The organism is Shinella sp. SUS2, from assembly GCF_001262505.1.
Classification (GTDB): domain Bacteria; phylum Pseudomonadota; class Alphaproteobacteria; order Rhizobiales; family Rhizobiaceae; genus Shinella.
The window spans coordinates 57,655-76,076 of the sequence record NZ_KQ410744.1 but is presented as its reverse complement, the minus strand read 5'-3'; the positions used below and the strand labels follow the sequence as shown (position 1 = coordinate 76,076).

Genomic DNA, 18,422 nt, shown 5'->3' with positions numbered 1-18,422 from the left:
ATCTCGACGGCGTCGTTCGCTGGCGTCTGTGCGATCTGGCGCAATGGCTGTGGGAGGAGTTTCGCGTTTCGGTGAGCGAGCAGACGCTCAGCCGCGAAGTCCGGGCCATGGGCTATCGCAAGCTCGCTGTTCGGCCCAAACATCACGCGCAAGACCCTCAAGCCATTGAGGGTTTTAAAAAAGCTTCCCTGCCGCAGTGGCAGAGATTGCCGCTGGAGCGGCCCGAGGAAAACGCATAGAGATTTGGTTTCAGGATGAGGCCCGTATCGGGCAAAAGAACAAGATCACCCGCCGATGGGCCAGGCGAGGAACACGGCCTTCAGCACCGCACGATCAGCGCACAAGGTCGGCCTACATCTTCGGCGCAATCTGCCCCAAGCTCGGCAAGGCGGCGGCGCTGGTCATGCCATGGTGCGACACCTACGCCATGACCCAGCATCTGGCCGAAATCGCCCGACACGTCGATGCCGACGCGCACGCTATCCTCATCATGGATCAGGCAGGCTGGCACATGTCCAACAATCTCGTCGTGCCCGAAAACATCACCATTCTGCCACTCCCGCCGAAATCGCCGGAGCTGAACCCGGTCGAAAACCTCTGGCATTTCATGCGCGACAACTGGTTATCAAACCGCGTGTTCAAATCATACGACGACATCGTCGATCATTGCTGCGATGCCTGGCGGCGGCTCGAAAGCCAGCCATGGCGCGTCATGTCGATCGGACGCAGAGAATGGGCCAATGGGTTTTGATCAGTGAGGGGCCGTATGAATGATGCATGCCCCGGCCAATCGCAGCCTTGCGCTCAGCGCTCCACTCGCGCCGACGGCCGCTGCCCGTGAAAACCTCGAACCGGCGCGCCGGCTCTTCGGATCGCCGCGCTTCAGGCTCACTGTGCCCTGGCTGAGGAGGTCGGCAAGCGCCTGATTGGCGGTTTAGCCCCTGACACGTTCGGTCCCACATTTGGACCGACTGTCTTCGACTGGTGGGCAACGCCTTGCTGCTCTTTTTACGCAATTTGAGGCGTTAAAAACTCGCGCTATGCGTGAATTATTCTTGTTCCGATGCAGAAACTTAGTACCGTTGAGGGAGATTCGGCAACCGATTAGCCGGCGCGCTTCTTAATCAAATCCACCGAAAACGGGAGTTAACCTCGTGAAATGGCCAACTGTTCAGCCAGCGGGAAGCTTGCAGAGGGGGACATTCAATACCCCCGATCATATCCAGGATATGTCCCGGCGGATGCATCAAGAGATTTCTCGGGGAACATTCAATCTGTTTCCAACACAGAATGCTCCCTCGGGAAACAGAGGCCAACGAACGAACCCACTCGGAGCATTCCAGTCGGGCGATAAAAAGCTGGGGCGGCAAAACTATGATGTTCGCTTCAACGTCCACATCTGCAAATACATAATACTTAGCTGGGGCAGAAACGCCTACACTAGCGATACGAAGAAGGGGGGCGCCCCGATAGCCGTATCATATCAGGGGCAGCTTCTGTCGGTCTCGTGCCACATCGACATTACGACGCCCCGGGACAACATGCTTTGGCATGGGATCGAAGGCCCACACGTTGTCATAGAGGGCTACAAGTTGCCCAACGGCACCCACCCTCACAGATACTTCAAGCCCAGAAATTCAACTTTTGAGATTACGCCTAATGATTTGTTCAAGCTATACATTTGGGAGCGAGACAACAATGCGGGCAGAGCGATGAACGATCCCGCGAGAACGTGGCCTGACTGGTTGCTAGAGCGCCTAGGAAGAGGGTGTATCACCGGCTGAACGCTCTCAACGTGGCAGCTCAAATTATGGACTGAGGAGCGAGAGGGCGTGCGCTGCCTGCTCGACGCGAATTCCCTCGGGATTGCAGCTCGCTTCATCCTATCTGCCTCAAGTTCGTATCAGTGAACATGATGAGGTCGAATGCTTCCTGGTCTGCGATACCAGACTCTGCCGGGTCGGCTTCCAGATCATATTCAGGCCGGCCGTTGATGATTGAGGGCCGTACCGACAAAGATGGTTCTTCATCGGCGCCGTCTTCAAGGTCGCAATCACCGTCCATCATGTCGAGAAGCGAAATCATCTTCTCGATGCATCGCTCCAGTTCGGAGCGGCGGAAACGTTCGATTGCCGCGCTCTTCATTATTCGCGCTCCTCGGCAAGAGTTTCCACCAGCGCCCTTAGTTTCGGCTCGACCTGGCTGGCCCAGCGATCCGTGCCAACCAGGAGTATGATAGCCAACTCCCTTGCTGTTGCTGGCTGGCTGCCCTCTATCTGGTCCTGTAGAGCTTGGCACTCGGCAAGGAGAGGCTCGGCGTCCTCGTCTGCGATGGGCAAGGATGCAAGGCGCTCGGCCTCGCACCAACGCCGGAACAGCTCTTCAATGGTTGTGGGCATAGCTGCGCCGGCTACCGGAACGGTTTCGTTCGGCATGATCGTATCTCCAGCATGAATTTGAGGATGTCGGAACGGCTTCTGGCGGCACCGCGTCAATGGTTATCGCATGGCCCGTGATGCCGCTGCGCCTCTCTATCAGGCCGGGCGTGAACGCCTTGCAGCTCGCCAGCTTGCCGACAGCGCGACCGACCTTTCCGCCTTCCGCCGCTCCCTTGAAGATCCGGCCGCCGACCTGGTTTCCGGTTCACAGCCCACCACCTTCCAGGCAACAGGCGACATGGGGGTTGGTGGTCTTGAGCGCGGTATCCAGACGAAACGGCCCGAGGCATTCCAGCAGCGCCGCGTTGATCAGAATTCGGCAAGGCTTGCCGCCCTTGAAGGTGTCCAGCGCGACGGCTCTCCTGAAAAGGTGGCTAATGCCGCTCGCCAGATTGTGCAGGCCGTCAGCGAACGTGCGCAGGCCGCCTATGACGACGTGGTGGCACGATCGACGGCCAACGTGGATGAAGCCGTTTCCGACCCACCCCTCAATCCACCCTTCGTCGTGAGATTGAGTGATAGGCGATAAAAATCCATGATCTGGAACGCATCATGAACGGCGCGGAAGGTCAATAGCTCTGATAGGCAGTGATCGGAGATAAATTACTTCGACATTCCAATTGGATGCCCTTCTGCGGACTGGGAAAGACGAGGCTTGCAGCCAGGCCGCCGCCAACCGCGTCTCCCAAGCCAACCGATCCGCCATGGGTCGACATGACCTGGCTGACAATGGCAAGTCCCATACCGGTTCCCTCGCAGCGGACGACGAAGCCGGCCATCAGCGTCTGCTCGCCACGCCGCCATCGTCCTGTCCCTTCCCCTCCCTGGCCAAAACCGCGCAACCGGGGAGCGATGAAGGAGCGTCGTCGCCGGACGGGCGAAGGCGATGCATCGGAGGTCGGACAATCCTGGGCCTACGGGCCGCGGTGCGAATCGCCGCCTTCGATGGCGCCGACGTGCCGCAGCGAAACAGCGGCAAGAACCGCAAGAATGGCGACGCCTGCGGCACTAAACATCGCCGCATTGCTGAACCCTGCCGTGAATGCGGCCTGTGCCGTCTCCATGAGGCCAGGCGGCAGTTCCGAAGCGACCGACATCGCCGCCCACAGGCTGTCACCAACGGCCCTGTGGGCCTCCGCGCCGAGCCCCTCCGGTATTCGACCGGTCATGGCCTGACGATAGATAGCGGTTGCAAGGCTGCCAAGCACCGCAATACCGAGCGATATGCCGAGATCTTGCACCGTCTCGGACATCGCTGAAGCCGAGCCGGCTTTTTCCACGGGAGCCGAGCCGACCACCAGATCCGTGCCAAGCGCCGCAATCGTGCCGAGCCCGAGATAGGCAAGCGAAAATCCGGCGACGACGATAATGACACCGCAAGTGCTGGTATCGATCCGGGTCAGCAACAGGTACCCCACCACCGACAGTCCCAGGGCACCCGCCACGACGAAACCGGGGCGAACGCGCCGCGCGATCAGGGGCGCTGCGACACCTGCAGCGACCATGGCAAGGGCTGGTGGCCCCATCCAGAGACCGGCGACGAGCGGAGAAAAACCGGCAACGAGCTGCAGGTACTGGGTAACCAGCAGCATCGTGCCGCCAACCGCGACAAGGCCGAACAGCAGCACGACCAGCGCCACGCTGAAAGCCCGACTTGAAAACAGGCTGATGTCGAGCAGCGGATCGGCAAGCCGACGCTGCCGGCGCACGAACAGCACGGCAAAGGCGAGCCCCACCGCAATCGCCCCGATCGGCTGCACCCCAAGATCATCCTTGGCAAACTGCTTGATGCCGTAGATCACCGGCAGCATGGCGGCGAGCGAAAGGCCGACGCTTGCAAGGTCCAGCCTGCCGGCCCGTGGTGCCCGATATTCCGGCACAAGGGCGGGCGCCAGCACGAGCAAAAGGCCGACAATCGGGACGGCCAGGAGAAACGCGGCGCCCCACCAGAAATACGCCAGGAGCACGCCACCCACCACCGGGCCGAGCGCCATGCCGAGCGCAAACATGGTCGCCCATATGCCAAAGCCGAGCGCACGCTGCCTCGGGTCGGCAAACATGTTCGTGATGAGGGCCAGCGTCGAGGGCATCAATGTTGCACCGGCCATTCCCAGCAGGCCCCGTGCGACAATCAGCATGGTGGCGCTCGTGGAGAAGGCCGCGAGTATCGAGGCAAGCGCGAAGGCGGCTGCGCCGATCATCAGGAGTTTGCGACGCCCGATGCGGTCACCGAGCGTTCCCATGGTGATCAGAAAACCCGCTATCAGGAAGCCGTAGGCATCCATGATCCAGAGAGCCTGCGTGCTGGTCGGCTGCAGATCAGCGGCGAGCGCCGGAAGCGCCAGATGAAGAAGGGTAAGATCGAGGCCGAGCAGGATGGTGGGCAGGGCAAGCAGTGCAAGCCCCAACCAATCGCGGATACTGGCTGTTGCGGGCGGCGGAGGCAGCCCGGCAGTCAGGATTCCAGAGGGCGGAAGATCAAGTTCGTCGTGAGAAGTCATGCTGCCTCCTTGTTGCAGGCAGACTTTCCAGGCATGATCATCCTGTTACAATATTGGAAATTATCCTGTTACCAAAGGCAACAGTCTTGTCGACCCGCTCATTCGCACGCACGCGAACCGACCTTTCCGACTTCCTGATGCGTCACCGGACAAAGCTGACGCCAGCCGATGCCGGCCTGCCCGCGACGGGCCAGCGCCGGACGCCCGGCCTCCGGCGCGAGGAGGTGGCTGCGCTCGCGGGGGTGGGGCTCACCTGGTACACCTGGTTCGAGCAGGGGCGCGATATCCAGGTCTCCGAGAGTTTCCTGCTCAAGGTGTCGAAAGCGCTGAAACTCGACGACGCCGAGTGCAGCCATCTCTTCCTGCTCGCACACCGGCGCCCACCGCCACCGGAAGCCTATCAATGGCCGTCCGTCGGCTCGCTCGTTCAGACATTGCTGGACGATCTTGTCATGCGGCCCGCCTATGTGGTCAACCTTCGCTGGGATGTTGTTGCCTGGAACCGCGCGGCCGACGATTTGTTCAGCTTCACACCCCGCGAGCGGTCCGACCGCAATGTCATGCGCCTCCTCTTTGCCGACCCGCAATTCCGCCACCGCCTCCCCGAATGGCGCGCCGAGGCGCCGAGACTTCTCACGCAGTTTCGCTATGACCTTGCGGGAGCGCCCGACGATCCCGCGATGCTGGGCCTTGTCGATGAACTGAAGCGACTCTCACCGGATTTCCGCCGTTGGTTCGAGCAGCCGAGCTTGGAAAACTACGCCCGGGGTATCGGCACCCTGCTGGATCGAGACGGAGCCACTCTCCGCTTCTTGCATGAGATGCTCACCGTGGACGAGTACCGGCACCTGAGGATGGTCGTCTATTTTCGGCAGTAGCGCCGACCACCCCTGCCCGTCGATCACGTTGGAGCGGCCGTGGGATCCGGCCGATCATGCGGCAGGGGCGGACGGAAAGGCATCAGGTTCGGGGCTTTGGCTTCCCGCGGGCAATGGCGAGGATCACGGCCGCAGCAACGGTAGCAGCTGCAAGATTGTATGTCATTCCGCTCACGAAGGCGGAGGCGTAGAGCTGCGCCGAGCCGCCAGCTCCAAGGGCCGCGCCGAAAAGCATACCGACAACCGCCACTCCAAGGGCAGCACCAACCTGCTGGAGCGTCGCAACGACACCCGAGGCCATGCCGGCCTGGCGTTCCTCGACAAAACCAAGCACGAGATTGAGAAGCGGCGTCATGATGAGCCCCTGGGCCGCGCCAACCAGGATCAGCATCGGGATCAGATGCGCGACGACGAGGTCGACCCCTGCGACCCAGACCTGGGCGATCAGGATGCCAAGCGACAGGGCGTAGAGCAGCGCGCCCGCTGCGATCGCCGGTGGGCCGAAGCGGGCGACAAGGCGCGGCGCGACCAGCGATGCCACGACGAAGCCGACGCTGCACGGCACGAAGGCACTGCCCGCCTCGAGCGGGCTCAAGCCAAATCCGGTCTGGGCCAGAAGGGCAAAACACAGGAAGAAAGACGAGGAGGTCGAATAGATCAGGACCACCAGCAGCCCGCCCCAGGCAAAGCGCGGCTGGCGCATGAGCGTCATATCGACCAGCGGTTCGAAACCCGCCTGGCGCCGACGTTCCTGCTGCAGGTAGAATGCGGCGGCCAGCACGACAGCACAGGCCATCGACGCAAAGGCCCAGAGCGGCCACCCGTGAGCCGGCCCTTCGATCAGCGGCACGAGCAGAAGCGTGAGTCCCAGGCTCACAAGGACGACACCCTGCCAATCGACCGCCGGACGCTCCTGTGCCCGGGTCTCGGGAATGAACCGAGCCATCGCGATGGCAAAAAGACCTATGGGAATATTGATGAGGAAAATGGTGCGCCAGCCGAGGTCGAAGAGATTGGCTTCGACAAGAAACCCGCCCATGACCTGACCCGCGATGGCCGCAAGACCCAAGGTCATGCCGAGGAGTCCGAAGGCCTGGCGACTGTCATTCGCAGAAAAATTCACCCGGATCGATGCGTAGACCTGTGGGAACAGGAGGGCTGCGGTCAATCCCTGCGCTATCCGCGCGCCGATCAGGATCTCCACATTGGGCGCCAGCCCGCAAAGTGCTGAGGCGAGCGTGAACCCTGCCATGCCGAAGACGAAAAGCCGCCGTCGTCCATGGATGTCCCCCAGCCGCCCGCCCGTGATCAGAAGTACTCCAAAGGCGAGTTCGTAGCCGGCGATGATGAATCCGATCTGCGGCAGGCTTGCACCGAGACTGGCCTGCATGCTCGGGATCGCAACATTGACCACAAAGAGATCGAAGATCGTTACGAAACCGGCAAGCAGGAGAATGGACAGGCCCAGCCATGGTGGACCGGCGGCAATGCCGTCTCCCCGGCTTTGAAAGGGTCGGGGGGTATGGGTATCGGAACTCATCTTGCGTCCTCATGTTACTGACGCAACAGCCATGCCCGAGCATTGACACCCGTACAATTTAACTCATTATGCTATTACTTTTAGTGGCGGCAGAGATGCGTACGTTCGAACGAACCCGGCCTGAACTGGCAGATTTCCTGCGCGCGCAGCGCGAACGCCTGACACCGGCGGATGTCGGCCTGCCCGCCGGCAGACGACGGCGCACGCCCGGCCTGCGACGCGAGGAGGTGGCCGCCCTCGCCGGCGTCGGACTTAGCTGGTACACATGGCTTGAACAGGGGCGAGACATCGGCGTCTCCGCCGGCTTTCTCGACAATCTCGCGCGCGTTCTCAAACTCGATGCGGCCGAGCGGCGACACCTCTTTTTGCTTGCCCAGGAACGTCCGCCGGCGGAACCCGGCAAGACATGGTGTACCGTGCCTTCTCTGGTGGGCCGCCTGATGGACGACCTTTCGCCGCACGCCGCCTATGTGCTCAATCTTCGCTGGGACGTCCTTGCCTATAACCGAGCCGCCGACGACCTGTTCGGCTTCACTCACCAGGCCTCTCCCCGTCGCAACCTTCTATGGATGCTGTTCTGCGACCAGAATCTCCGTGATGTTCTGGTGGATTGGCAAAGCCAGGCGCAAACCATGCTGGCGAGCTTTCGACGGGATTTCGCAGGCGCACGCGACGATGCGGATATGCGCGCGCTGGTCGCGGAGCTGGAAACCATCTCGCCGGAATTCAAGGCGTTGTGGCAGAACCCCGATGTTCATATGCCCTGCACTGGCACGCGCGCGATCCGCGTCGAGGGCCACCCCGTGACCTTCGAGCACACCTCCCTGACCATCGATGGCGGGCGGCACCTGCGGCTCGTGGTGCATGCTGTCCTTACCGGCCCGGCCGCCGATGAAGGACCTGAGGGTTCCGTACCGTAGCCACAACAAGGATCGGCCTCGCCTCGGCCGCGTCCAATGCGCTAGCGAGGGGTGGAGCACTCCACCTGCATTGCTGCGAGCCCGTTTTCAGCACCGGCTTCAGAACTCAACGGGCACCCGCACGCACGCGACCAAATTGTCGAGGGCAGCATTGTTGCCAATCTCGACGCCCCCCAACATTCCTTCGCCAAAAAAGGAAACCACCTGCACGGTTACCTTGACCCTTGTCGTATCGGCACTGGCCTCAAGTTCCGTCGTGATCAAGCTCGACATCAGTGTCCGCCCTCCGGTTTCAACAGTTTCACTGCTGACCACGAGCCTGTCCGGCACAATCGAGATATAGGTCGTGCGCCCGGTATATTGCGGATTTTCCTTTGAACCACAGCGGAACTGGTCCTCACCGCCCTCGCGAAAGTCGGCTTCATCATAGACGAATGCGGCATCGTTGGACGGCGCACTCCATGTCGCACGGACAGCAGGGTCCGCAAATGCCGCAAACACGCGCTCCACCGGAGCCTCGCACCGCCGTTCGAAAACGAACGTCTTGTGCAAGATCTCATTCCCCTGTCGCTGCTCCATTGGTCACTCCGAAATTTCAGCACATCAAACTGATTGCAAAACGCAATTTGTTTCATCTACCAAAACTGATTGTGGTTTGCAATCAGCGCAACAGCACGTGCGACGTCCGGAATAGGCTGCAACCCAGCTGGAGCCCTTTGGCGCGCCTGTCGGGGGGACAGCAATCCTCATTTCCGGGGGAAGGGGCACATTCACCCCCACAGGATCGCTCATGAATGCCTCAGCCTGTTGCCCATGGCCGGCTTGAGAAGCACCGGTTCACCGTCAAAGCTAGCGACCACTCCTGCCGACCATTGCCATGATGGTCTCATAGAGTTCGTCCTGTGCCTGCTGCACCGTGATCTCCCCGCACGCAGCGGCATGGGATAGGCCGTCGGCGGCGCCAAGCATCCCCCAGAAGCCAGCAGGATCGACACCCGCCGTCCCCAGGAACGGGGCCAACACCTTTCGGCATTTCTCGATGAACACGAGTTGATACTCGCGCTTGACGGCCTCCAGTTCGGGGGAGCCGGCAAGGCCGGCCAGAATGCCGGGAATCTCGCGACCTTGCGCCAGCACACATTCGACATAGGACGAGGCGATGACCCTTGCGAGCCCCTCCAATGTCGGCACGCTGGCGGCAATGGCGGCATCGATCAGCGCCGTCTGGCGTTCGTCGAAATCCTGGTAAAGCGCCGTCAACAGGCCGTTCCGGGTGCCGAAATGGTCGTAGATCACCGGCTTCGTCACACCGGATTCATTGGCCATACGTGGCAGGGTCAGCGCGTCGGTCCCCTCCTCGCGGGCCAGTCGCCACGCGACACCCAGAAGCTGGCGGTGCCGCTCGTCACGGCTGAGGCGGACCCGTTTCGCAGTGGAGCTGACATTCGCGGGAGTGCTTGACACCACTATATACCTTAAGTAACTTACTAAAAGTATATAACAGAAACCCCTTCATATGCAACCACCAAGCCGGCCGGGAGCCGGCGGCGGAAGCGGCGCGCGCCTGTGCACCGTTTGTAGAGGATCCATGCCCAATGAGTGATATGACACTACCGGAATCCACCAATCGAAACGCATGGCTTGGCCTCCTTGCTGTGCTACCGCTTGTGCTGCTCGTCGCCATGGACGGCTCGATACTTTATCTGGCGATGCCACATTTGACGTCCGCCCTTACGCCATCGGCCGACCAGGCACTCTGGATTCTCGACATCTACGGGTTTGTCGTCGGGTCCCTGCTGATCGCCTTCGGGAATATCGGCGACCGCTACGGCCGGCTCAGGCTCATCATGACCGGCGCGATCGTCTTCGGCGCAGGATCGCTCGGGGCGAGCTATGCGCAATCGCCGCTTGGCCTGATCATCGCAAGGGCGCTGATGGGACTGGGGGGCGCTACACTGCTGCCTTCGGGCCTGGCAATCGTCAGCGCCCTGTTTCCGGATGCACGCCAGCGCGCGCAGGCCATCGGAATCTTCGCCGCGACATTCGCCGCAGGTTTCGCCATCGGCCCCCTCATCGGCGGCATATTGATCAGGCACTTCGAATGGAACATCGTATTCCTGATCAATATCCCGGTTGTCCTCGCCTTCCTGATTGCCGCACCGATACTGCTGCGCGAAGTCCGCTCGACGACCGGCGGGCGCATTGACCTGCCGAGCCTTCTGCTGTCGTTTGCAGGTATCCTGCTGTTCACCTGGTCGCTCAAGACCGCCGCCGCCGACGGCTTCACGCTCAAACAATCCATCGTCGGGATCATCGGCATCCTTTCCGTCGCACTGTTCCTCCGCCGCCAGACGAAAATCAGCGATCCACTGGTCGACCTCGACCTGTTTCGCGACCGCATATTCTCGATCGCCATCCTGACCGGCCTCCTGTCCCTCGTCGTATGGTCCGCTGCCAGCTACCTGTCAGGCATCTATCTGCAGGCGGTGCTCGGCTTCGACGTCTTCACAACCGCGCTGCTGACGCTGCCTGGAGCCGTCGTGCTCACCGCAACCTGCGTCGGCACTGCCCGTGTGGTGGAGTGGGTCGGTCGCAGGACCGCCCTTGTGGCAACCCTGCTGCTCATCAGCGCCGGCGTCTTCCTCTTGCTGCTCACGAGCACGCAGACCGGCGTCGCCGCCTTCCTTGCCTCAACCATGATTGCGGGCATCGGATTCGGCCTGTCGTTCAGCCTCGTGGCCGAAGTCGCGGTCTCTGCCGTACCGGCCGAGCGCGCTGGCGCTGCCGGATCCCTTGCCGAGACCAGCAATGAACTGGGCAATGCGCTGGGCATCTCGCTTCTGGGGTCACTGGCGACTTTGAGCTTCCGCCTTCTCGGCCCGGGCGTTGCCGGCACGTTGAATGAAACCCTCGATCATGGCGGCGTTACCCCCGAGGCCACCGCACAAGCCGAGGAGGCTTTCCTGACCGGCTTGCACATGGCGGTCGGCGCCGGGGGGCTGATGACACTCACGCTCGGCATCGTCGCATGGCTCTGGCTGCCGAGAAAGTTGCCGGAATGAGAGAACGACGACAGCCCTCGGCAGGCGATGTTCCGGCACCCGGGCCGTTGGCTTTCGCAGAACATTTGCGGCAGTAGTCCGGACAGGCGCGGGGTGGCCGTTTGGAGACCGATAGCCTCACCGGTCTTGGCGACCGCACACATATTGCGCGGCCTGATGTGAACCTCGAAACGCACATCCAGGACATTGTGAACCTGATCGCGTTCGAGAATCTCGCAGACGTCGTCCTCGTTGGATGGAGCTACGGCGGCATGTTTGTCACCGGTGTTGCCGACCGCATCCCCGAGAAGCTGGCCCATGCCGTCTTCCTGGATGCGGAAGTGCCGGAGGACGGGCAATCCCTGTTCGACCTCAATGGCCAAGATTTTCGAAACGAGATGGAAGCCTGGGCGCATAGCCATGGCGAAGGGTGGCGCACATCATTCGGATCAGCGGACGAGATGGATGAAGGAGAGCGCCCGTGGATTTCCGATGACCTCTTGCGCCGCTGGTACGTCGAAAAACTTGCGGCCAGCCCGCAGCCGATCGAGACCTTCCGGCAGCCCGTTCGCCTCCTCAACTCCGAAGCATGCATGCTTCCACGAACGTTCTTTCGTTTCCCGGTTGACGGGGACGCATTCGCCTCACTCTTTGCGCCGATCGAGGAGCGTTTCCGTTCCCGCGCGGGATGGACCTATGTCGAGATCGAGACCAACCATTGCGGTCCGTTGGTCGCCCCGGAACTGGTGGCCGGCGCACTGATGAGTGTCTCCGCGGCAGTCCAGACGAAAAGCCCGCTGCCGGATGGCGGCCAAATTCAAGCGCTCTGAGCCACTGATAGCAAACCGCCCAGGAGCCTTCATGGACGAGATTCTTCGGCCTGAACGCTTGCCAAGGCGCCGGCTTGCCGGCCCTCACCACGCAAGACACAGATGGCCTTGAATCTCCCCTTTCACACACCCATCTCCGGTTCACTGCCGTAGACGATGACTGCCTGCAGCGATGTTCCCCGTCGCGCGTTCGCAACCGTCCGGATTGGAAGGGCGCTCCCCGAAAAGGTCGAGCGCCCTTCGTCAATTCGGGCAAACCTCTCACGGTCCGCAAGAGTTCTCGAAGTGCCTAGTCGGCATCGGCCCGGCCGAGCCGTCTTAACAGAATTGGACGCCCGGCTCCCCCTGGAACCAAACAGAGAGGAAATGCGACATGTCTTCCAGATGGATGAAACGCCTTCGCGCCGCTGCGGCGGGGCTGCTGCTGATTGCCCCGACCTTTGCGCAGGCAGACAGCCCGCCGCTGACACCGGAAAAGATGCGCGAGGACCTGACCTATCTGAAGGAGACATGGGCGCCGCAAGACAGAAGCTTCAACGACAGCCAGAGGAGCGATTTCAACCGACTTGTCGATGAAACCGCCGCGGCCGCTGAGCATCTGACTCCGGAAGAATTCGCGCTCCACGTCATGCGCGCCGTAGCGGTTGCACGCAACGGACACACGAATGCCAATGCCGCAAAGCTCCTCGGCCCGGACATCCCGGTCCGGGTGTGGCTGTTTGCCGACGGGCTCCGTGTCGTCAAGACCCATCCGGATTTCGCGCGGCTGCTCGGCGCACGCATCGATGGGATCGGTGCCCTCACCACACAGGAGGCGCTTGACGCACTTCGGGTCTATCTCCCCGGAACGGACCAGCGGATCCGCTTTCTCTCCCCGGGATATCTGGTCACGCCCAGCGTCCTCAAGCAAATTGGCGCGATCAAGGATACGGCCGCCGTGCCTTTGACCGTTCAGCTTGCCGACGGCCGTTCGGAAACAGTCACGCTTGCGCCCACAGGGGACGAAGACCCGGGCGACGAACGCAAGACGAACCTCAACAGGGGCTACGGCGTGCTCAAACCGGACGAGGCCAGTCTTTCGGGCCGATGGAACCATCTTCTCGATGACCGCAGCGATCTCCCTGCCGTCTACAGCAAGCGCAGCGATCTGCAGACCCAGTTCCTGGATGAGGCCCGAAAAATCCTCTACATCCGCAGCGACGTGGTCAGAAGCATGGATGATACCGCCCTGTCGGACAAATTCGCCGGCCTCTTCCACGAGAAAATCCTTCCGGTCCAGCCAAAGCACATGGTCGTCGACCTGCGCTTCAACCCGGGTGGGGACCTCTTCAACACGATCCTGTTTTCCCAGGCCTTGCCACGACTTGTCCCGCGCGACGGGCGGGTCTTCGTGCTCGTGGGCAGGGCAACCTTCTCCGCCGCCATTTCCACGGCTGCGATGCTGAAGGGATCGGGCGGCGACAAGGTCACGCTGATCGGAGAGGAGATGGGAGATGCCAGCCGGTTCTGGGCAGAAGGCAAACATCTCGAGCTGCCGAACTCCGGCCTTGCGGTTCGTTACAGCCCGGAATTCCATGACTACGAGACAGGATGCTTCGAGCTCGGCGAGTGCTACTGGGCTACGGTCGCCTTTGGCCCCCGCGGCATTTCCATCGCACCGGAGATCACGGTCGATCTGACCTACGAAGCCTATGCCGAGGGGCGGGATCCAGCGCTGGAGAAGGTCCTGGATCTCATTCGCAACCCCTGATCCCCGTTGACGGGACCTTGGCCCGGATGGCGGACGTCGGAACACCCGGCGCCCGCCATTCGTAGATTTCAACCGGGCTCTTCGATTGCTTTGCCGAGCGAAGGGTGACGGCGCCCGAGAGCAAGCTTCCGCACGACAACATAGAAGACCGGCGTCAGCAGGAGGCCGAAAAGCGTGACGCCGAGCATGCCGGCAAAGACCGCAATGCCCATGGCGTGGCGCATCTCGGCACCGGCGCCGGTCGCGACGACAAGCGGGACGACGCCGGCGATGAAGGCGAGCGAGGTCATCAGGATCGGCCGCAGGCGCAGACGCGCCGCTTCGAGCACGGCCGTCAACGGATCGGCACCCTCCTCTTCCTTCGCCCGGGCAAACTCCACGATCAGGATCGCGTTCTTGGCCGCGAGGCCGACGAGAACGACAAAGCCGATCTGCGTGAAGATGTTGTTGTCACTGTCGCTGAACCAGACCCCGGCGATTGCCGAGAGCAACGCCATCGGCGCAATCAACAGGACCGCGAAGGGAAGCGACCAGCTGTTGTATTGTGCTGCGAGGATCAGAAATGCGAGCAGCACAGAGAGGGGAAAGACATACATCGCGGTGTTTCCGGCCAGCTTTTCCTGATAGGCGAGCTCCGTCCATTCGAAGGCCATCCCGGGCGGCAGGGTTTCCGACGCGATACGTTCCATGGCCGCGGTCGCCTGTCCAGACGAATAGCCAAGCGCCGGGCTGCCACTGATATCGACCGATGGAAACCCGTTGTAGTGCATGACCCGGTCGGGACCTGCGCTTTGCCTGATCGTCAGCAGCGCTGACAGCGGGATCATGTCGCCCGCCGCATTGCGGACCTTCAGGCGGCCGATATCCTCGGGCTGCATGCGGAATGGCGCGTCGGCCTGGACCAGAACACGGTAAGTGCGACCGAACCGATTGAAGTCGTTCACATAGAGCGAGCCGAGATTGACCTGCAACGTCTCGAAGATCGTGTTGAGCGGAACACCCTGCGCCTTGGCCTTCACCCGGTCGATATCGACTTGCACCTGCGGCGCATTCACCTGGAAGCTTGCGAGCATGCCGGCAAGTTCGGGTGTCTGCATCGCCTTGGCCATGAGCGCGCCCTGCGCCTGCGCGAGCGCCTCGAAACCGAGCCCCGACCGATCTTCGATCTGGATCTTGAAACCACCCGTCGAGCCGAGGCCCGGAACCGGTGGCGGTGGGAAGATCCCGGCGAAACCATCCGGAATCCCGGAGAACTTGCCCATCAGCCGACCGGCAATGGCAAAGGCGGAGAGGGACGGGTCCTTCCGCTCATCGAACGGCTTGAGCATCGTGAACATGACCGCCGCATTGGGGATATTGACCATGCCGTTGACCGAGAGGCCCGGAAAGGCGACGACGCTCTCGACGCCCGGCTCGGAAAGCGCAATCTCCGACATCGTCTTCACGACGGCTTCGGTGCGGTCGAGCGAAGCGCCGGTGGGAAGCTGAGCGATGCCGACAAGGAAGTACTTGTCCTGCGCCGGGACGAAGCCGTTGGGTACCGTCTGGAAACCGACCCATGTCATGCCGACGAGGCCCGCATAGACGAGCAGGACGAGCGCGCTGAGCCGCACGGCGCGGCGGACCGACCAGACATAGGCATTCGAAGCACTGTCGAAGAAGCGGTTGAAAAACCGGAAGAACCAGCCGAACAGCCCGTCGATCACGCGGGTCAGGAGATCGCGTTTTGCCCCACCGTGGTGCGGCGTCAGCAGCACGCCCGCGAGCGCCGGGGAAAGGGTGAGGGAGTTGATCGCCGACAGGATGGTCGAGATCGCAATGGTCAGTGCGAACTGCCGATAGAATTCGCCCTGCAGGCCGGAGAGAAAGGCCGAGGGAATGAACACGGCCGACAGGACCGACGTAATGGCGATGATCGGCCCGGTCACCTCGTCCATGGCCTTGCGCGCTGCCTCCTTCGGCGTTTCGCCAAGCGCGATGTGGCGTTCCACGTTCTCGACGACCACGATGGCGTCATCGACGACGATGCCGATCGACAGCACGAGGCCGAACAGCGAAAGCGTGTTCAGTGAAAAGCCGAACAGGTAGAGGAAGGCGAAGGTGCCGACCAGGGATACCGGCACGGCGACCAGCGGGATGATCGAGGCGCGCCAGCTCTGAAGGAACAGCAGGACCACGATGACGACCAGGACGATGGCCTCGAGCAGCGTCACCACCACGGCCTCCAGGGAAGCCTTGACGAAGACGGTCGGGTCGTAGGCGATGCGATATTCCAGTCCTTCGGGAAAACCCTTCTGCAGCTCTTCCATGGTGCTGCGGATGGCGGCGGAGACGTCGAGCGCATTCGCCCCGGGACTCTGGATGACCTGCATCGCCAGTGCCGGTTTGCCGTTTAGAAGGCTGCGCAGCGCGTAGGCGTCCGCGCCGAGTTCGATCCGCGCGACATCGCGCAAGCGGGTGATCTGACCCTCCGACCCCGTCTTGACGATGATATCGCCGAACTGCTCTTCGTTCGAGAGCCTGCCGAGCGTATTGACGGCGACCTGAAACGCTGCCGAGGCTTCAGGCTGCTGGCCGACCGAGCCGGCGGCCACCTGAACATTCTGCTCCTGGATGGAACCGATGACGTCGCTCGCCGTCAGGCCGCGGGCGGCCACCTTGGCGGGATCAAGCCAGATCCGCATCGAATATTCGCCGGCACCCCAGACCAGGACATCGCCGACTCCCGGCAACCGAGCCAACTGGTCACGCACCTGCAGGGTCGCGAAATTCGACAGGTAGAGCGGATCATAGCGATCGTCGGGCGAAACGAGATGCACGACCATCAGGATGTCGGGCGAGATCTTCTGCGTCACGACACCGATGCGCTGAACCTCCTGCGGCAGGCGCGGCAGCGCGCGGGAAACGCGGTTCTGCACCTGGATCTGTGCCATGTCCGGGTCGGTGCCTTGTTGGAAGGTCACCGTCAGCGTCATGCGTCCGTCGGTCGCGGCCTGAGAGCTCATGTAGAGCATGTTCTCGACGCCATTGATCACCTGTTCCAGTGGCGCGGCGACCGTTTCAGCGATCACCTCGGGGTTGGCACCCGGATAGCTGGCGGTGACCTGCACGGTTGGCGGGGTCACCTGCGGATACTCGCTTAAGGGCAGCTTCAGCAGTGTCAGCCCGCCGCCGATCAGCATCAGGACGGAGAGAACAACCGCGAAAATGGGGCGGTCGACGAAGAAACGCGGGATGTTCATTGACCTGCCTCCTGCGAGGCAGTTTCGGCGCGTTTATCGTCGGCTGACTGGCCCGGCAGCATGGAGACCATCTGCGGAACGACCTGCATGCCCGGGCGGACCAGCCCCTTCACGATGATCCTTTCTGCCGGGTCGAGGCCTTCCGAAACGACGCGCAGGCCGGCGATCATCGGCCCGGATTCGATAGGGCGGTATTCGACCTTGTCGCCGGCTCCGAGAACCAGGACGTAGCGGCGCCCCTGGTCGACCCCAATCGCTTGATCGTCGACGAGCACGGTCTGCGCCGGTTCGGCAGTCACCAGCCTGACGCGCGCGAAGAGCCCGGGCGTCAGGTGGCTATCAGGATCTTTCAGGATGGCCCTGGCGCGGATCGTTCCGGTGCCGCGATCGACCCGGTTGCCGAGGAAGTCGAGTTCACCCGCATAGGGGAAGCCGGTATCGGTCATCAGCCCCACCTGCACTGGCAGCGTGCCGGTTCCGGATGCCCGCGCCTGCGCGACAAAACCGAGATAGGTGGCCTCGTCGATATCGAAATAGACATGAAGCAGATCGGTCGAGACGATCGTGGTGAGAAGCGTCGCCGCGGCAGCATTTCCACCGGCAACGAGATTGCCTTGCGTGACGAGCACCCGGTCCACCCGCCCTGCAACCGGCGCAGTGACGCGCGTGAAGGACAGGTCGAGTTCCGCAGCAGCGACGGCGGCCCTGGCGATTTCGACCTCGGCCGCGCGTTGGCGGCGGATGGCCTGCGCATCATCGAGCGTCTTGCGCGGCACCGTGCCCTTCGGCGCAAGGGCTTCGGCGCGCTTGAAATCCACCTCGGCCTGATCCAGCAGGGCCCCGGCTTGCCGCAGTTGGGCCTTGGCCGAATTGAGGGTGACTGTGAAGGGTCTCGGGTCGATCTGGAAGAGGAGCTCGCCCGGGCGCACGAGACGACCCTCGGGAACCGTGACAATATCGATCGCGCCACCGACGCGCGGACGAAGCTCCACGATCTCGGCCGCTTCGAGATAGCCGGTGAACTCGGCAGACGGCGCGACCTTGCGCGTGATGACCTCGGCAACGGGCACCTGCGGCAAGGGCATTTCTACCGGCAGGGCCGCGGCCTCGGACGCACCGGTCGAAAGCGCAAGCGCCATGAGATTTCCGGCATAGGGGCCGACATCGTCGCGATAGACGAAGGCAAGGGTGCCCGCGGCTATGGCGACGCCGGCAAGAAGCAGGGTTGAGGAGGCCTTGTTGCTCATTCTCGTTCACTTTCACAAGGGCACCACACTCCGGA

Annotated in this window: 16 protein-coding genes and 1 pseudogene; 8 read left to right on the top strand and 9 right to left on the bottom strand. The window is 62.2% G+C overall.

The genetic code is table 11. The features are described 5' to 3' along the window. A pseudogene (locus AKG11_RS27645) lies at positions 1–751 on the top strand (IS630 family transposase); the annotation flags it as partial. 19 nt (positions 752–770) lie between these two features. After that, a complete protein-coding gene (locus AKG11_RS34725; RefSeq protein ID WP_156334144.1) occupies positions 771–926 on the top strand; it encodes a hypothetical protein in 156 nt (51 codons plus the stop codon). A 952-nt stretch (positions 927–1,878) separates the two neighbouring features. On the opposite strand, the gene AKG11_RS27640 is transcribed toward AKG11_RS34725, so the two are convergent. Next, complete coding sequence (locus tag AKG11_RS27640) at positions 1,879–2,145, bottom strand: hypothetical protein (RefSeq protein ID WP_024270345.1); 267 nt, start codon at positions 2,143–2,145, stop codon at positions 1,879–1,881. Beyond that, positions 2,145–2,435, bottom strand: coding sequence for a hypothetical protein (locus AKG11_RS27635; protein ID WP_023515404.1), 291 nt, complete (start codon positions 2,433–2,435; stop codon positions 2,145–2,147). Before AKG11_RS27635 ends, AKG11_RS27640 begins: the two co-directional genes overlap by 1 nt. A 70-nt stretch (positions 2,436–2,505) precedes the next feature. On the opposite strand from AKG11_RS27635, the gene AKG11_RS27630 reads away from it, so the two are divergent. Continuing rightward, on the top strand, positions 2,506–2,967 hold the full coding sequence (locus AKG11_RS27630; RefSeq protein WP_023515403.1) for a hypothetical protein: 462 nt from the start codon (positions 2,506–2,508) through the stop codon (positions 2,965–2,967). A 40-nt stretch (positions 2,968–3,007) separates the two neighbouring features. Here AKG11_RS27630 and AKG11_RS34720 read toward each other — a convergent pair whose 3' ends face one another. Beyond that, positions 3,008–3,217, bottom strand: coding sequence for an ATP-binding protein (locus tag AKG11_RS34720; RefSeq protein WP_023515402.1), 210 nt, complete (start codon positions 3,215–3,217; stop codon positions 3,008–3,010). Between the two features lie 135 nt (positions 3,218–3,352). Continuing rightward, complete coding sequence (locus AKG11_RS27625) at positions 3,353–4,939, bottom strand: MFS transporter (RefSeq protein ID WP_050746223.1); 1,587 nt, start codon at positions 4,937–4,939, stop codon at positions 3,353–3,355. A gap of 137 nt (positions 4,940–5,076) precedes the next feature. Between AKG11_RS27625 and AKG11_RS27620 the strand changes: the two genes are divergently transcribed. Beyond that, on the top strand, positions 5,077–5,817 hold the full coding sequence (locus AKG11_RS27620) for a helix-turn-helix transcriptional regulator (protein ID WP_050746226.1): 741 nt from the start codon (positions 5,077–5,079) through the stop codon (positions 5,815–5,817). Between the two features lie 82 nt (positions 5,818–5,899). Here AKG11_RS27620 and AKG11_RS27615 read toward each other — a convergent pair whose 3' ends face one another. After that, the gene (locus tag AKG11_RS27615; protein ID WP_023515399.1) at positions 5,900–7,357 is read right to left on the bottom strand and encodes an MFS transporter; all 1,458 of its coding nucleotides are present in this window, start codon (positions 7,355–7,357) and stop codon (positions 5,900–5,902) included. Between the two features lie 95 nt (positions 7,358–7,452). On the opposite strand from AKG11_RS27615, the gene AKG11_RS27610 reads away from it, so the two are divergent. Beyond that, positions 7,453–8,277: a helix-turn-helix transcriptional regulator gene (locus AKG11_RS27610; protein WP_050746222.1), complete on the top strand. Its 825-nt coding sequence runs from the start codon at positions 7,453–7,455 to the stop codon at positions 8,275–8,277. A gap of 99 nt (positions 8,278–8,376) precedes the next feature. Here AKG11_RS27610 and AKG11_RS27605 read toward each other — a convergent pair whose 3' ends face one another. Together AKG11_RS27605 and AKG11_RS27600 are read right to left on the bottom strand one after the other, a co-directional pair. Continuing rightward, positions 8,377–8,856 carry an SRPBCC domain-containing protein gene (locus tag AKG11_RS27605; protein WP_050746221.1) on the bottom strand — a complete coding sequence of 160 codons (480 nt, stop codon included), beginning with the start codon at positions 8,854–8,856 and terminating at the stop codon, positions 8,377–8,379. 270 nt (positions 8,857–9,126) lie between these two features. Beyond that, entirely contained in the window at positions 9,127–9,741 is a 615-nt protein-coding gene (locus AKG11_RS27600; RefSeq protein WP_050746225.1) for a TetR/AcrR family transcriptional regulator, read from the bottom strand. Positions 9,742–9,872: 131 nt separating this feature from the next. On the opposite strand from AKG11_RS27600, the gene AKG11_RS27595 reads away from it, so the two are divergent. From AKG11_RS27595 to AKG11_RS27585, 3 genes are all read left to right on the top strand, one after another. Next, positions 9,873–11,339, top strand: coding sequence for an MFS transporter (locus tag AKG11_RS27595; RefSeq protein WP_050746220.1), 1,467 nt, complete (start codon positions 9,873–9,875; stop codon positions 11,337–11,339). 101 nt (positions 11,340–11,440) lie between these two features. Next, a complete protein-coding gene (locus AKG11_RS27590; protein WP_050746219.1) occupies positions 11,441–12,148 on the top strand; it encodes an alpha/beta fold hydrolase in 708 nt (235 codons plus the stop codon). 373 nt (positions 12,149–12,521) lie between these two features. Continuing rightward, positions 12,522–13,898: a S41 family peptidase gene (locus tag AKG11_RS27585; RefSeq protein ID WP_023516863.1), complete on the top strand. Its 1,377-nt coding sequence runs from the start codon at positions 12,522–12,524 to the stop codon at positions 13,896–13,898. 68 nt (positions 13,899–13,966) lie between these two features. On the opposite strand, the gene AKG11_RS27580 is transcribed toward AKG11_RS27585, so the two are convergent. Together AKG11_RS27580 and AKG11_RS27575 are read right to left on the bottom strand one after the other, a co-directional pair. Then, positions 13,967–17,140, bottom strand: a complete 3,174-nt coding sequence (locus AKG11_RS27580) for an efflux RND transporter permease subunit (protein WP_050746218.1) — start codon at positions 17,138–17,140, stop codon at positions 13,967–13,969. Continuing rightward, positions 17,137–18,387 carry an efflux RND transporter periplasmic adaptor subunit gene (locus tag AKG11_RS27575; RefSeq protein ID WP_050746217.1) on the bottom strand — a complete coding sequence of 417 codons (1,251 nt, stop codon included), beginning with the start codon at positions 18,385–18,387 and terminating at the stop codon, positions 17,137–17,139. Before AKG11_RS27575 ends, AKG11_RS27580 begins: the two co-directional genes overlap by 4 nt. Positions 18,388–18,422 lie beyond the last annotated feature (35 nt).